Here is a 14,488-nt window from a genome sequence, read left to right as displayed (position 1 = left end):
AGCAATTCTATGGGGAGGCCGAGGGTGGCTCCGGCGCCACCGGCGACCCGCCACGCTCAGGACTCATTTAGGTTGTTTCCCGCTTCGGACGGTATCGTCGTTACTCATGCATGTACTCAGCGTCAGCTCCCTCAAGGGGGGCGTGGGAAAGACCACGGTGACGCTCGGGCTGGCTTCAGCCGCCTTCGCGAAGGGCCTCCGCACCCTCGTCGTCGACCTCGATCCGCAGTCGGACGTGTCGACGGGAATGGACATCAACGTCGCCGGGCACCTGAACGTCGCCGACGTGCTCGCCTCGCCGAAGGAGAAGATCGTGCGCGCCGCGATCGTCCCCAGCGGGTGGACCAAGGGCCGCGCCGGCAAGATCGACGTGATGATCGGCTCGCCGTCGGCGATCAACTTCGATGGGCCGCACCCCAGCATCCGTGACATCTGGAAGCTGGAAGAGGCCCTCGCGAATGTCGAGGCGGACTACGACCTCGTGCTGATCGACTGCGCACCCTCGCTCAACGCGCTCACCCGGACCGCCTGGGCCGCGAGCGATCGAGTGACCGTCGTCACCGAACCCGGTCTGTTCTCCGTCGCCGCCGCGGATCGCGCGCTGCGCGCCATCGAGGAGATCCGTCGGGGTCTATCGCCGCGCCTGCAGCCGCTCGGCATCATCGTGAACCGCGCTCGTGTGCAGTCGCTCGAGCACCAGTTCCGCATCAAAGAACTGCGCGACATGTTCGGCCCGCTCGTGCTGAGCCCGCAGCTGCCGGAGCGCACCTCCCTGCAGCAGGCGCAGGGCGCGGCGAAGCCGCTCCACGTCTGGCCGGGTGAGAGCGCTCAGGAGATGGCGCGAAACTTCGACCAGCTGCTGGAGCGGGTCATGCGCACGGCGAAGCTCGGCGAATTCGCCTGAGCGACGAGTCGGCGTCAACGCCGACGTCAGCCGGCGACTGGCCTGAGTCGGCGACTGACCTAAGTCGGCGACCGGCCCGAGTCGTCGACTGACCTGAGTCGGCGACCGGCCCGAGTCGTCGACTCGCCTCAGCTGGCGCGCGTCGCCCGACGGGCCGCGAGTTCGTCGGCGGGGTCTTCACCCTTGATCGAGTCGAGCTCGACGAGGCTTGACTCGACCTCGCGCAGCACCTTGCCGACGGCGATGCCGAATACGCCCTGCCCCCGGCTCACCAGGTCGATGACCTCGTCGTTGGAGGTGCACAGGTAGACGCTCGCCCCGTCGCTCATGAGGGTCGTCTGGGCGAGGTCGTTCACGCCCGCCTCGCGAAGCTGGTTGACCGCGGTGCGGATCTGCTGGAGCGAGATCCCGGTGTCGAGGAGTCGCTTGACGAGCTTGAGAACGAGGATGTCGCGAAAGCCGTAGAGCCGCTGTGATCCGCTGCCCGCCGCACCCCGAACCGTCGGTTCGACGAGTTGCGTGCGGGCCCAGTAGTCGAGCTGGCGGTAGCTGATTCCGGCAGCGCGGGCCGCAACAGCGCCGCGGTAGCCGGAGGTGTCGTCGAGCTCGGGCATTCCATCGGTGAACAACAGGCCGAGGTCGTAGCGGGAATCCTCGCTACGGCTGAGTTCACTCATGGCACGTGCCCTTCACTGAGTTGCTGGCATTCCGCCCGGTGATCGCCTCAGCTCTAACGTTCAGCTTGAAGTTAACATTGACGGTTTGATGTGATCCCACGCTACCGACGTGGGCAACGGCGATCAACGACATCCGTCGAAATGGCGACGGCGTGTCGAAAAGGGGGGTACGGTCGGGCGCTCTCCGCGGGCCATCACAGCTTCGACAGCGCCGAGCGGATGATGCTCCCGCGCACCACCTCGAGCTGACCGGCGATCTCGCGCGCCAGCTCGGCCGCCTTCGCGCGGCTCGACGCGTCCTTTCGACGCGCCACCGGGATGAGCGCGCTCTCGATCAGGCCGAGCTCGCGTTCGGCCGCCGCACGGAAGCCGCGCAGGTGCCGCGGCTCGATGCCCGACTTCTGAAGCTCGACCAGCGAGCGGAGCACCTGGAGGGCGTCCTCGCCGAACAGCTCGGCAGGAAGGATGAGCGACGCCGAGATCGCGTCGTTGAAGAGCATCACCGTCGCGCCGGCCTCGCGGATCAGCTCGTCGCGGCTGCGTCGCTTCTCGGTGGAGAGCATGGAGGCGGCGGGCGTGGCGCCACCCGGAAGCGAGGGCTGGCGACCCGCATCCATGTCGTCCAGGTAGCCACGGATGACCTTGAGCGGCAGGTAGTGGTCGCGCTGCATGGTGAGCACGAACCGCAGCCGGTCGAGGTCGGCCGAGGAGAACTTGCGATAGCCGGACTCGGTGCGTGCCGGCGTGACCAGCTGACGCTCCTCGAGGAACCGCAGCTTGGAGGGAGACAGATCGGGAAACTCGGGGTTCAGCCGCGCGAGGACCTGACCGATGCTGAGCAGGGCGGAGCCCCCGGACTCTCGCGCCTGCGTTGCAGTGCGCGCCACTACCGGCGAGCCAGGTTCGCGAGATCGACCCGCGAGGCGTAGAACGTGAGACGGAACTTGCCGACCTGCACCTCGGAACCGTCGGTCAGACGGGCGACGTCGATGCGAGTGCCGTCGAAATAGGTGCCGTTGAGCGACGACAGGTCCTTGACCTCGAAGGTCACACCGGAGCGGAGGAACTCCGCGTGCCGCCGGGACACCGTCACGTCGTCGAGGAAGATGTCGGCATCTGGATGCCGGCCGACCGTGGTCACATCCGCGTCGAGAAGGAACCGGGCGCCGACGTTGGGACCACGGCGCACCACGAGAAGCGCAGAGCCGGAGGGCAGGGCAGCGATCGCCTCGTGCTCCTCGGTCGTCACATTGCTGTCGAGCGAGGCGAGCTGGGCACCGAACTCGCCCGTGAAAGTCAGCGTCGTGTCGGTCCCGGGAACGGGTGGACGAACGGCGTCTCCCGCCGGGCCCACGTCGTGGGAATCAACCATCGTGAACCTCCATCTAGCTCTTCAGCGTATCCGATCGAGTCGGCCGGGACTCAAGCGGAATTCGAATCACGCGAAGGGTCTCCCGAAGGTAGATCACTCCCGCCCACCAGTACAAGAAGGCGCCCCAGATCGCGAACGCCCAGCCTACGGGATTCATCACGGGCGCGACCGACGTGAAGGCCTGGCCGAGCATCAGGATCGGGAACGCGTAGAAGAGGCAGAGGGTGGCGAATTTGCCGAGGTGATGCACCGGCAGCGGGCCATAGCCGAAATTCGCCAGCGTGATCCCCAGGACGATGAGCATCAGGTCGCGCGAGACGATCACGACCAGGAGCCACCAGGGAATGATGCCGCGGGCCGTCAGCCCCACGAGCGCGGCAAGGATGAACAGCCGATCGGCGAGCGGATCGAGGAGCTGGCCCAGCCGGGTGATCTGGTCGAAGCGACGGGCGATCATCCCGTCGAAGAAGTCGGAGATGCTCGAGACGATGAGCACCATGAGGGCGATGAAATCCTGACCGACGACGATGAGGACAAGGAACACCGGAACGAGGAGCAGCCGGATGAAGCTCAGAACGTTCGGTACGGTCAGGATGCGCGAGGAGACCTGTCGCTGGCCCATCGCATCCATAATGACTTCAGTCTAGAGGCCCCCGACGGCGCAGTAGGATGCCGACGTGAACCCTCTCGTCACCGTGGTCGTGGTCGCCGCGATCGCCTGTGTCGCCGTCTGGGTCGCCTCGCTGCTGACGCACGACCACTCCTGGGTCGACCGGATCTGGTCGATCGTGCCGGTGGCCTACCTTTGGATATTCGCGGGCGCCGCGGGGCTCGCCGACCTCCGTCTCGACATCATGGCGGCCCTGGTCACGCTGTGGGGAGCCCGGCTCACGTTCAACTTCGCTCGCAAGGGCGGCTACAGCGGGGTGGAGGACTACCGCTGGGCGGTGCTTCGCGAGCGCATGCCGCGCTGGCAGTTCGAGCTCTTCAACCTGTTCTTCATCACGCTGTACCAGAACCTCCTGCTCGTGCTGATCACGCTGCCCGCGCTCACCGCGTGGGAGCACCGGGGGTCACCGCTCACCCCGCTGGACGCGATCCTCGCCGTCGTCTTCGTGGCGCTCCTCGCCGGCGAGACCGTCGCCGACCAGCAGCAGTGGCGGTTCCAGACGCGCAAGAAGGCGACGATCGCGTCGGGCCAGACGCCCGAGGCGCGGTTCGTCCAGACCGGACTCTGGCGATACAGCCGCCACCCCAACTTCTTCTTCGAGCAGGCGCAGTGGTGGGCCGTGTTCCTCTTCGGTGCGATCGCCGCGGGATCCCTGCTGCAGTGGACGGTCCTCGGGGCCGCGCTGCTCACCGTGCTGTTCATCGGGTCCACGTCGTTCACGGAGTCGATCACGCTGTCGAGGTATCCCGAGTACGCGATGTACCGGGAGACGACCTCGCCCATCATTCCCTGGCCCCCGCGTCGGCGCGGAGAACCCGCGGAGGCGTGACGTCGCGCTAGCGTGGAGGGCATGTCGTGCATCCGTTTCAACACCCCCGCCCAGCGTGCGGCGCTGAAGGCCGCAGCGCCTCGGATGATGAGCGCGGAGGAGGCGGCCGCCTTCGCTACCGCTCAGCACCCCGCTCCCCCGGTGACCGCGACGAAGATCGCTCGGCTGCGACTGCTCGCGCGAGATGCGAACCCGAAGATCCGCGAGAGCGTGGCGAGCAGCCTGCACACACCGGAGGACGTGATGGCGCAGCTGGCACGCGACCCCGACGCGGGCGTGCGCGGCTGCGTCGCACGCAACGAGACCACCTCCTGCGACATCCTCCGGTCGATGGCGGGTGACGAGTCGGAGACCGTGCGCGGGTGGCTGGCCGTGAACCACTTCGTTCCCGACGACGTCATGCGCGCGCTCGCCGACGACCCGAGTGAGACCGTTCGCAGCCTGGTCCGCTGGAAGTCCAAGCTCGCGGCCGTCTGAGCGACGACGCACGGATGACCGACTCATCCTCCACCCGCGTCGACAGCTGGCTCTGGGCCGTCCGACTGGTGAAGACACGGTCGCTCGCGACGGCCGCCTGCCGAGCGGGGCACGTGCGCGTGAACGGGGAGCGTGCGAAAGCGGCACAGCCGGTGCGCGTGGGCGATGAGGTGCGGCTCCGCTCGGCGGGGTTCGACACGATCGTCGTGGTGGCGGTGATCCTCAGCAAGCGGGTGGGCGCCGACGTGGCCCGCCTGGCCTATCTGGATCGCACCCCGCCGCGACCCGAGCCCGCCGAGCGCGCCCGGCTGCCCGTTCGCGACCGCGGCGCGGGGCGACCCACGAAGCGCGAACGTCGCGAGATCGAGCGACTTCGCGGCCGTGACGAGCTATAGCGTGGAACCACGCGTCGATGTTTCACTCCAACGAAAGGCTCCTCCCGTGGCCGCTCAACCACTCGCCTTCGTGACCGTCGTCTTCGAGAGCGAGTTCGCGCTTCTCGAACTGCAGGCCCGCTCGATGGCGCGATTCCTGCCGTCCGAGCTGGCAGCGGAGATCGTCGTGATCGACAATTCTGCGCGGGGCATGTCGCGGGGCCGCAGGGATTCGCTGCTCGACGAGTACGGGCCCCTGCGAGACCGCGTGCGCATTCTTCGCCCCCGGGACATCGTGCGAGTGCCGCTCGCCACCGGATGGCGGAGTCAGCAGGTGCTCAAGCTGTGCGTCGTGGATCGACTGCGCGCCGAGCACTACGTCGTTCTCGATGCCAAGAACCACTTCGTCGCGACCGTCGCCGAGACATATTTCTGGTCGCCGGAGGGCCGCCTGCGGGGAACGAGCTATGGCTACCGGACGCACCCTCTGCAGGAGAGCCTCGTTCGCGTGCTCGACTATCTGGGGGTGGACAGCGCCGTCTTCCTCGATCGCTTCACCGCGACCGTCACCCCGTTCGCGCTCTACTCCGGCGAGGTCAGGCGGATGATCGCCGACGTGACCGCGAAGGCCGGCCGGCCATTCGCCCGCGAGTTCGTGACGCGCCGGTTGACCGAGTTCTTCCTCTACTCGGGCTGGATCGTCGCCTCCGGCCGCTCGCTCGACGAGGTGTACGACCTCACTCAGGCTCCCGCCCCGGCCGTGTGGCCGAAGGATGCGAACCCCGCGGGAATCGCCCGTGCGATCGAGAAGTCGGACGTCTCCCCCTCGCCCGTCTTCTCGATTCATCGGCGTGCCATCGCGTCACTCGCGCCGGACGCGGGAAGCGCGCTCGTCGAGTTCTGGACCGGCCGAGGTCTGTTTCCCGATTCCCAGGCCGCGCGCGCATTCCTGGATCGCGTCACACGGGAGGTTCGGCGGGCCGAACGGTGGTCGGGCGCAAGAAATCTGCCGATCCGGGCGATTTCCGCCGCGCGATCCGTTGCCCGGCGGCCGCGCTAGCGGCTATATTGAGGAAGTCACGAGCCACCCACTCGTCGGCAGCGGTACCCGCCGCTCCTCCTGTACCCGAATAGCAGGCCTCATGTTGTCGTCGCGTCTTCCACGTCGCGTGCCGTCTCGCGGCTCGTTTATTTCCGGCGTGTTAAGAAAAGCAAACAGTTCTCGCTTTCGCAGCGCGTCGACCTCGACCGAGACCGTGTCTCTGGCCTACGATTCCGGTACACCAACGCCCTCGGCGTTCCGCACCGTAGCGGCTCCTCCCTTCCGAAACCCATCGGAATCGAGTCGTGTCGGCACGCATCGAGGCACCACCCAGAGATCGAGTCCGCACCACCGCACCACCCTGACGGTCCCCTAGACCGTCGCACAGCCCCTACTCCGGGCGCGCCCACCCAGCGCGACCGGAACACATGGCTCGCAGCGACCGAAACGCCGCACGCCTGTAACCCACCCGAGCAGTACCTGTAAACCCGAAATGCAGGCCCATATTGTCTTCCCCCACGTCTGTCACCCCCGGTGCGCCGAGCACCTCGGTGCGCACCCAGATCGAGGGCCTCGTCACGAGCGCCATCGATGTGGTCGGCGCGCCGGCGGCCTCTCGCGCCAAGAGCAAGCGGTGGGCGCGCCACTACCGCACCCTGCTGCAGCTCAGCGATGTCGCGATCGTCACGACCACGGTCGTTCTCGCCGTCGTCGTGCGCTTCGGCGTCACGACCGATGCCGCCGTCACGCTTGCCGGCCACGCGATCGACTACTGGCTGATCTCCGCTCTCGTCGCGCTCGCCTGGCTCTTCGCGATCGGCGCCTACCGCACCCGCGATGCCCGCGTCGTCGGTGTGGGCTCGGCGGAGTACAAGCGGATCGTCGCCGCGAGCCTCACGACCTTCGGGCTCCTCGCCATCGTCTTCTTCGTCCTCAAACTCGACGTGGCGCGCAGCTTCTTCGTCATCACCTTCCCTCTCGGGGTCGGCGGCCTCACCGCGAGCCGGTGGATGTGGCGCCAGTGGCTGACCCGCCAGCGCAAGTTCGGCCACTACCTGTCGCAGGCCATCGTGGTCGGGCGCCGGCGTGACGTGGAGTACGTCGTGCGCCAGATCGAGAAGAAGTCGGGTGCTGCGTACCGCGTGATCGGGATCGCCACCAAGAACGCCAGGGAGAGCTACCAGAGCATCGACGGCCGCAGCATTCCGGTGGTCGCCGACATCGACAATGTCGCAGCGGTCGCGCGAGAACTTGAGGTCGACGTCGTGATCGTCGCGGGCCAGCCGGCCGGCGGATCACACTTCATCCAGAATCTCGGCTGGGATCTGGAGGGCACCAACGCGGAGCTCGTGCTCGCGTCTCGCCTCACCAACGTCGCCGGCCCGCGCATCCATGTGCGGCCGGTGGAGGGGCTCCCCCTCATGCACGTCGAACTGCCGCAGTTCGAGGGCGGAAAGCACGTCGTCAAGCGTGCCTTCGACATCGTCGTCGCGGGTGGAGCCCTTCTCATCCTGCTCCCCCTGTTCGCGGTGCTCGCGATTCTGGTCCGAACCGACTCGCCGGGCCCTGCGCTGTTCAAACAGGAGCGCGTGGGTCGGAACGGTCGCACCTTCAAGATGCTGAAGTTCCGCTCCATGGTGACGACCGCTGAGGATGACCTGGAGGGACTGCTCGCGAAGAACCAGGGCGCCGGCGTTCTCTTCAAGCTCCGCGACGACCCTCGCGTAACCGAGATCGGGCGTGTGCTCCGCAAGTACTCGCTCGACGAGTTGCCGCAGTTGTGGAACGTCCTCGTGGGTGACATGAGTCTCGTCGGCCCACGACCGCCGCTCATGCGCGAGGTGGAGCAGTACGAGAGCCATGTGCGACGCCGCTTGTTCATCAAGCCGGGTCTGACCGGCATGTGGCAGATCAACGGGCGATCCAACCTCGCGTGGGACGAAAGCGTGCGCCTCGATCTCTACTATGTAGAGAACTGGTCGCTCACTGGCGATCTCGTCATCATCTGGCGCACTGTCCAGGCGATGAAGCAACCAACGGGGGCGTATTAGCAATGAGTGACGGGCCGATGCTTCGCATAGCGATGCTCGGCACGCGGGGGGTCCCCGCCGCCTATGGCGGCTTCGAGACGGCGATCGAAGAGATCGGTCAGCGGCTCGCGGCACGTGGCCATGAGGTGACGGTGTATTGCCGCAGTGCCGATGGATCGAAGCCGCGCCACCATCTGGGCATGCGGCTCGTCCATTTGCCTGCGCTGCGATCGAAGAGCCTCGAGACCCTGAGCCATACCGCGCTGTCCGCCGCCCACGCGGTGTTCCATCGTCGTCCCGACGTGAGCTTCGTCTTCAATGCGGCGAACTCTCCCTTCCTTCCGCTGATCCGAACGAGGCGGGCCCCGGTCGCGGTTCACGTCGACGGTCTGGAGTGGAAGCGCGGCAAGTGGGGCACCTGGGGCAAGCGCTACTACCGCCTGGCCGAGCAGTTGGCGGTGCGCTGGAGTGACGCCCTCATCTCCGACGCGCAGGGTATCGCCGACTACTACACGCTCGAGTTCGGGATCGCGAGCGAGCTGATCAGCTACGGCACCAACATCATCCGCGAACCCGCGCGAGACAAGCTCGCGGGTCTCGGACTCGAAGCGGGCCGGTACCACCTCGTGGTCGCGCGATTCGAGCCCGAGAACCACGTCGACGTCGTCGTGCAGGGCTACGCCGCGAGTCACGCGACCCTGCCCCTCGTCGTCGTCGGTTCCGCGCCCTACTCCGCCGCCTACACGGACAGCATCGCTGCGGTCGCGGAGAGCGATCCGCGGATCACGATGCTCGGCGGGGTCTGGGATCAAGACCTCCTCGACCAGCTCTATGCCAACGCTGCGCTGTATCTGCACGGGCACTCGGTCGGCGGAACGAATCCGTCGCTGCTCCGGGCGATGGGGGCCGGAACCGCCGTCGCCGCGTACGACGTCTCCTTCAACCGAGAGGTGCTCGGCGAGGACGGACGATTCTTCTCCACGGTGGCGGACGTCGCCGAGCGGGTTCACGAGGTCGAGGCGGCGGACGAAGAGTCCCGCGTTCTCGGGCACCGCCTTCAGGGCCGTGCCGAGCAGATCTACAACTGGGATGTCGTCACCGATGGCTACGAAGAACTGGCGCGTCGCCTCCATCGGGGCTACAGCACCCGGGGACGGCGTCGCGGATCGCGGGCCGCATCCACCTGGATCGACGAGACCGCTCCGCGCCGAGAGAACGAGGACGCCCGATCGTGACTGAGAGCTACCTCGACACCGTGCGACGACTCGCCTCGGCGCAGAAAAAGGCGGCACCGGGCGCGCCCGCCTACTCGATCCTGGTGAATCGACCCGCGGGTCGGTTGATCGCCGCACTCGCGTTCCGCTTAGGGCTGACTCCCAACATGGTGACCGCCGTGAGCGCCACGTTCACCTTCGTCGGCATCCTGCTGCTCGCGGTCCTGCCGGTCAGCTGGGGACTCGGCATCGCGGTGTGGTTGCTGCTTGCCATCGGGTACGCGTGCGATTCGGCCGACGGCCAAGTGGCGCGCCTGCGGGGCGGAGGATCACGAGCGGGCGAATGGCTCGATCATGTCGTCGACTCGCTGAAGATCGTGACGCTCCATCTCGCGGTGCTGATTTCGGCATACCGGAACTTCTCGCTCAACTCCCCCGCGTGGCTGCTGGTGCCCGTCGCCTTCACGGCCGTGGCGACAGTGCTGTTCTTCGCGATGATCCTGAACGACCAGTTGAAGGCCGTGCACGCGGCGAAGTTCGGCGTCGTGGTCGCGCCGACCCGCACGGGCAGCCTCCGGCGTTCCCTGCTCGTCCTCCCCACCGACTACGGACTGCTCTGTCTGATCTTCGTCGCGCTCGGAGCGCCGATCGTGTTCTTCGTCATCTACACCCTCATCTTCATCGCGACGGCGGGGTATCTGGCCCTGGCCTCCGTGAAATGGTTCCGCGATATGGCGTCCCTCGACTCGGCGGGCGTCTCCACCGCCGCGCCGCGCGGCACGTTCGCCTCGGAGCACGTCGCTGGGAGCGAGGGCGCACAGTGAGTGACTCGAGTGGATCGTTCTTCCGGTCCGGACCCGCGCGATGGGTGGCGCTCGCGACCCTCGTCATCATCGCTGGGCTGCTCGCCTGGGCGCTGATCCCGAGGGCGACACAGCTCAGCTCGGCCCCCGCGACCCCTCCGGCCTCCGCGAGCCCGGGATCCGCCACACCGACCGCGTCGGCGAGCGTCACCCCCGCGCCGACGGCACCGGCGAAGCCGACCCCGGCGCCCTCCAGCTCGACCAACGGGATCCTGCGTGCCGCTCCCCCGGTCGCGATCACCGCGAGGCCGCACCCGGTCACGGGGTTGACGGTGCACATCACGAAGATGCGTGCGGTCGACGGCACCGCGCAGGGCCCTGGCGAGGTCGCCGGCGCGGCCGTGCAGGTGACGCTGGCGGTCGCCAACGGCACGGCGAAGACGATCAGTCTCGCCAGCACGATCGTGAACGCCTACTACGGTGCCGCCAACACGCCCGCGTCCCCCCTTTCCGGCCCCGGTGCCGTGCCGCTCGCCGCCAGTGTGAAGGCGGGCGCCACGATCACGGCCGTGTATGTCTTCTCGGTGCCCGTCGACTCCCGGGCCGAGTTCAGCGTGACCTTCGATTACTCCGCGAAGGTCCCGGTCATCGTCCTCAGGGGGCCCGCACCGAAGTAACCCAACCCGAAACGCGTACCCGCGCACCCTCTCGGCGCTCCCCCGAAGCGCCACCGCCGGCCTGACTCCCCTCCCCCCGGAGAAGGAATGTCAGTCGGCTATTTGTCGTGTCGTCATCAATCCGTTACACTTCAAGCTAGACAACAGCCGCAACTACGTAGAAACGGCGCCGTGACACTCTTCGGGGAGTAATGCGGTCATAGCCGGGGGGCAACTATGAAGACGGGTATTACTACATTCTTTTCGCGTGCACGTCGGGGGGCGAGGCGAACGGTCATCCTGACGACCATCGCCGCCGTGCTCGCCGGATCCGCGATCGGATTCGTCGCACCGGCCTCGGCCGAAGCGTCATCGTGGAGCGGCGCGATCATCTGCCCCGCCTCCTCGGCAACACCGAACTGCGCCGGCGCAACGTCGGAAATGAAGGTGTGGGGAACGAGGCGCGTGCAGGGCGTGATCACCTTCTCGGGCGCGTCGAGCACCCTGATGGTGAACAACACACTCGCGCGCGGCAAGGTGATCATCACCGTCGTGGGGTACTTCTCCGGTACGAGCTTCCACTTCGCGCGATCCGCCTCACGGTCGATCGGTTCGGCTCTGTCGGGCCATTCGAAGACGCTCGTCGTTCGCGGCGTTCCGCAGGGCGCAAAACTCCTCATCGAGGTGAAGACCGCAATGGCCCCCAAGACCTCGTCCAACCGACTTGTCAAGATGTCGGTTGCGCCTCGCACCGCCGCCGAGCGAGTGTCGGCCGCGAAGCGCTCTGTCGCTCATCTCGCGAGCCGCACGCTTGCCTCCTGGATCGCCGCGGTCGTGTATCCGAAGGTGACCATCCCCGGCGGCACGCCTGGCGCGTCGAACACGGGAGTGCCGCGGGGCACCAGGCTCACGGTTCACCGGGGAGACATCCACGTGACCCGGGCCGGCGCGACGATCAATGCCCTCGACATCCGCGGGCGCATCTTCGTCGAGGCGAGCAACGTCACGATCCAGAACTCGATCGTTCGTGGACCGTCCACCGCCATGATGAACGGCGGCCTCATCTCGAACCTCAAGGGGTACTCGGGTCTGCGCGTGATCAACACCGAGATCGCCGCGAGTGCCTATCCGACCTATGCCAACGGCATCATGGGATTCAACTTCTCGCTCACCCGTGTGAATATCCACAACGTGGTGGACGCGGTGGACATCACCGGCAACAACGTTCACATCGTGTCCTCCTGGTTGCACAACAATCTGCACTACGCGAAGGACCCCACACGGAATGGAACCCCGAGTCACGACGACTCGATCCAGATCCAGAAGGGGATCGGAATCTCGATCACCAACAACGCGATCAATGGGGCCCACAACGCGGCGCTCATGGTCACGCAGGATGCGGGCTCGGTCGGCACGCTGTCCCTCGCGGGCAACCTCTTCGACAACGGCGCCTGCACCGTCAACATCGCACAGAAGTCGTACGGTCCGCTCAAGGGCGTCTCCGTCGCGAACAACCGATTCCAGCGCCACATGACGGTCGCGAACTGCGCCGTCATCGCGCCGGCGACAAGCGTTCCCCAAATGGTGAACAACGTCTGGGCTGACACGGGCGCAACGGTCCAGCCCAGCAAGGGGTAACGAGTAAAGGCCCGTGCCGGATCGGGGGATTCGGCACGGGGAAGTGATCAATAGGCCTGGGGGGGTCCTATGAAACATCGTGCTGTCCGCTCGACGCTGCGCCCACGAAGCCTTCGTCGTCGAGTCACCAAGAAGACGCGATTCATCGTCGTCGCTCTTGCTACCGCCATCGGTCTGGCCGTCACCTCGGCGCCGATCGAGGCGCTCGCCCAATCCGCCGCCGCGTCCAATGCGACATCACCGACGATCGTGATCTGCCCGGCCAGCGCCGCGCATCCGCGATGCTCCGGATCATCGAGCAGGATCACGCTGCACGGCACCGAATCGCGCCGCGCCGTGCTCGTCTGGACGGGAAAGAAGTCGAGCAAGGTGCTCGCCTTCAACCGGGGGTCGACCGGGTCGGTCTCGGTCACCGTCGTCGGCTACTTCACCGGATCTCGGTCGAGGCCCGTGTTCCACTACCTGACGAAGAACAATCGCCACGCCAGCTCGACCGTCGTCAGTGGGCACGGTCGGAAAATCAGACTGTCGGGCGTGCCCGCGGGACACCGCGTTCTGATCGAGGCCACGAGTGCCCTGGCGCGACCGTCGTCGCGCAGAGTGAACGTCACCGCCTCGGTGTCGTCCCGAGTCGCGAGCGTCAGACTCGCGGCGAGCAAGCGCGCTGTCGCCACTCTCGGCAATCGGGTCGATGCCCGTGCCGTCGCGGCGGCCATCGCCACCGTGACGCACACTCCGTATCCGGCCGCACCCGTGACGACGATCGCGCCGGCACCGGGCCCGACAGCAGAACCGACGGCGGCCGTGGCTCCAACGCCTGCCCCGACCGCCGAACCGAGCGCCGAGCCGAGCCCGCCGGCCACCGCCGAGCCCGTCGTGACGCCGACAGCGACACCGACGTCCACATCGACGGCGGTAGCCAGCGACACGACGACCACACCGGGACCGACGACGACGGGGGTGCCCGCCGGCACGCCGCTCACGATCGTGACCGGCAACATCAAGGTCACGACGCCGGGACAGATCATCGACGGCCTCGATGTGCGCGGTCGGATCATCATCGCTGCTCCGAACGTGACCATCCGCAACACCATCGTCAGGGGCGCACCCACGACGGAGATGAGCGGGGGCCTCATTTCGAATCTCTCGGGCTACTACGGGCTCAAGATCATCGACACCGAGTTGGCGGCGCAGGCCTACCCGACCTACACCAACGGGATCATGGGCTATAACTTCTCGGCCGAGCGCGTCAATATCCACAGTGTCGTCGACGCCGTCGACATCACGGGAGACAACGTCGCGATCACCCACTCGTGGATGCACGGCAATCTGCACTACGCGCAGGACCCGACGCGGAACTACACGCCGACGCACGATGACACGGTGCAGATTCAACGCGGCACGAATCTCTGGCTGGTCGGGAACGTGATGCAGGACGCCTACAACGCCGCGCTCATGGTGACCCAAGACACCGGGCCGGTCAGCAACCTCACCCTGGTCGGCAACTCGATCGACAACGGCACGTGCTCGGTGAACATCGCGGAGAAGAGCTACGGACCGCTGAGCGGAGTGTCGCTCCGCGACAACCAGTTCGGCAGCCACCAGGCGAAGGCGAGCTGCGCGGTGATCGTGCCGAACACGACCATCCTGACGCTCAGCAACAACACCTGGAGCGACACCGGATACGCGATCAAGACGACGCGCGGCTAGCCGTCGACGCGCAGGCGCGAAAAGAGTGGTGGAGATTTCTCAATCGTGAGGTATTCTGGCGGATACCCGGCGTTACCCGAACCGCCACAGTA

At 66.8% G+C, this 14,488-nt stretch carries 15 protein-coding genes; 11 read left to right on the top strand and 4 right to left on the bottom strand.

Features of this window, described 5'->3' with window-relative positions:
* Positions 1 to 106 precede the first annotated feature (106 nt).
* Positions 107 to 904 carry a ParA family protein gene (locus G3T37_RS01310; RefSeq protein WP_163471675.1) on the top strand — a complete coding sequence of 266 codons (798 nt, stop codon included), beginning with the start codon at positions 107 to 109 and terminating at the stop codon, positions 902 to 904.
* A gap of 128 nt (positions 905 to 1,032) precedes the next feature.
* Here the strand turns inward: G3T37_RS01310 and G3T37_RS01305 are convergent, their stop codons facing one another.
* From G3T37_RS01305 to G3T37_RS01290, 4 genes are all read right to left on the bottom strand, one after another.
* Entirely contained in the window at positions 1,033 to 1,581 is a 549-nt protein-coding gene (locus G3T37_RS01305; protein WP_163471674.1) for a MerR family transcriptional regulator, read from the bottom strand.
* Positions 1,582 to 1,775: 194 nt separating this feature from the next.
* The gene (gene ftsR, locus G3T37_RS01300) at positions 1,776 to 2,468 is read right to left on the bottom strand and encodes a transcriptional regulator FtsR (RefSeq protein WP_163471673.1); all 693 of its coding nucleotides are present in this window, start codon (positions 2,466 to 2,468) and stop codon (positions 1,776 to 1,778) included.
* Entirely contained in the window at positions 2,468 to 2,953 is a 486-nt protein-coding gene (locus G3T37_RS01295) for an FHA domain-containing protein (RefSeq protein WP_163471672.1), read from the bottom strand. Before G3T37_RS01295 ends, ftsR begins: the two co-directional genes overlap by 1 nt.
* Positions 2,954 to 2,966: 13 nt before the next feature.
* Complete coding sequence (locus tag G3T37_RS01290; RefSeq protein ID WP_163471671.1) at positions 2,967 to 3,584, bottom strand: CDP-alcohol phosphatidyltransferase family protein; 618 nt, start codon at positions 3,582 to 3,584, stop codon at positions 2,967 to 2,969.
* A 46-nt stretch (positions 3,585 to 3,630) separates the two neighbouring features.
* On the opposite strand from G3T37_RS01290, the gene G3T37_RS01285 reads away from it, so the two are divergent.
* From G3T37_RS01285 to G3T37_RS01240, 10 genes are all read left to right on the top strand, one after another.
* On the top strand, positions 3,631 to 4,452 hold the full coding sequence (locus G3T37_RS01285; protein ID WP_163471670.1) for a DUF1295 domain-containing protein: 822 nt from the start codon (positions 3,631 to 3,633) through the stop codon (positions 4,450 to 4,452).
* Positions 4,453 to 4,473: 21 nt separating this feature from the next.
* Positions 4,474 to 4,929: a hypothetical protein gene (locus tag G3T37_RS01280; protein WP_163471669.1), complete on the top strand. Its 456-nt coding sequence runs from the start codon at positions 4,474 to 4,476 to the stop codon at positions 4,927 to 4,929.
* 14 nt (positions 4,930 to 4,943) lie between these two features.
* Entirely contained in the window at positions 4,944 to 5,324 is a 381-nt protein-coding gene (locus G3T37_RS01275; protein ID WP_163471668.1) for an RNA-binding S4 domain-containing protein, read from the top strand.
* A gap of 46 nt (positions 5,325 to 5,370) precedes the next feature.
* The gene (locus G3T37_RS01270) at positions 5,371 to 6,363 is read left to right on the top strand and encodes a DUF6492 family protein (RefSeq protein WP_163471667.1); all 993 of its coding nucleotides are present in this window, start codon (positions 5,371 to 5,373) and stop codon (positions 6,361 to 6,363) included.
* A gap of 488 nt (positions 6,364 to 6,851) precedes the next feature.
* Positions 6,852 to 8,396 carry a sugar transferase gene (locus tag G3T37_RS01265; RefSeq protein WP_241732054.1) on the top strand — a complete coding sequence of 515 codons (1,545 nt, stop codon included), beginning with the start codon at positions 6,852 to 6,854 and terminating at the stop codon, positions 8,394 to 8,396.
* Between the two features lie 17 nt (positions 8,397 to 8,413).
* Positions 8,414 to 9,610 carry a glycosyltransferase gene (locus G3T37_RS01260; protein WP_241732052.1) on the top strand — a complete coding sequence of 399 codons (1,197 nt, stop codon included), beginning with the start codon at positions 8,414 to 8,416 and terminating at the stop codon, positions 9,608 to 9,610.
* On the top strand, positions 9,604 to 10,413 hold the full coding sequence (locus tag G3T37_RS01255; protein ID WP_163472538.1) for a CDP-alcohol phosphatidyltransferase family protein: 810 nt from the start codon (positions 9,604 to 9,606) through the stop codon (positions 10,411 to 10,413). The genes G3T37_RS01260 and G3T37_RS01255 overlap by 7 nt, the downstream gene beginning before the upstream one ends.
* Entirely contained in the window at positions 10,410 to 11,069 is a 660-nt protein-coding gene (locus G3T37_RS01250) for a hypothetical protein (RefSeq protein ID WP_163471665.1), read from the top strand. The genes G3T37_RS01255 and G3T37_RS01250 overlap by 4 nt, the downstream gene beginning before the upstream one ends.
* Before the next feature lie 297 nt (positions 11,070 to 11,366).
* Positions 11,367 to 12,686 (top strand): hypothetical protein, encoded by a 1,320-nt coding sequence (locus G3T37_RS01245; RefSeq protein WP_163471664.1) that lies wholly within the window; start codon positions 11,367 to 11,369, stop codon positions 12,684 to 12,686.
* Between the two features lie 69 nt (positions 12,687 to 12,755).
* A complete protein-coding gene (locus tag G3T37_RS01240; protein ID WP_163471663.1) occupies positions 12,756 to 14,396 on the top strand; it encodes a PT domain-containing protein in 1,641 nt (546 codons plus the stop codon).
* The last annotated feature ends 92 nt before the right edge of the window (positions 14,397 to 14,488 follow it).

The organism is Galbitalea soli (genome assembly GCF_010686725.1).
Classification (GTDB): domain Bacteria; phylum Actinomycetota; class Actinomycetes; order Actinomycetales; family Microbacteriaceae; genus Galbitalea; species Galbitalea soli.
The sequence above is the reverse complement of the archived record's forward strand: the minus strand, read 5'-3'. Positions and strand labels throughout refer to the sequence as shown.

What these genes read in the sequence shown, in the direction of transcription:
- G3T37_RS01310 (WP_163471675.1), top strand. Translation starts at nt 107, where the DNA reads ATGCATGTACTCAGCGTCAGCTCCCTCAAGGGGGGCGTGGGAAAGACC.
- G3T37_RS01305 (WP_163471674.1), bottom strand. Translation starts at nt 1,581, where the DNA reads ATGAGTGAACTCAGCCGTAGCGAGGATTCCCGCTACGACCTCGGCCTG.
- G3T37_RS01295 (WP_163471672.1), bottom strand. Translation starts at nt 2,953, where the DNA reads ATGGTTGATTCCCACGACGTGGGCCCGGCGGGAGACGCCGTTCGTCCA.
- G3T37_RS01290 (WP_163471671.1), bottom strand. Translation starts at nt 3,584, where the DNA reads ATGGATGCGATGGGCCAGCGACAGGTCTCCTCGCGCATCCTGACCGTA.
- G3T37_RS01280 (WP_163471669.1), top strand. Translation starts at nt 4,474, where the DNA reads ATGTCGTGCATCCGTTTCAACACCCCCGCCCAGCGTGCGGCGCTGAAG.
- G3T37_RS01275 (WP_163471668.1), top strand. Translation starts at nt 4,944, where the DNA reads ATGACCGACTCATCCTCCACCCGCGTCGACAGCTGGCTCTGGGCCGTC.
- G3T37_RS01260 (WP_241732052.1), top strand. Translation starts at nt 8,414, where the DNA reads ATGCTTCGCATAGCGATGCTCGGCACGCGGGGGGTCCCCGCCGCCTAT.
- G3T37_RS01240 (WP_163471663.1), top strand. Translation starts at nt 12,756, where the DNA reads ATGAAACATCGTGCTGTCCGCTCGACGCTGCGCCCACGAAGCCTTCGT.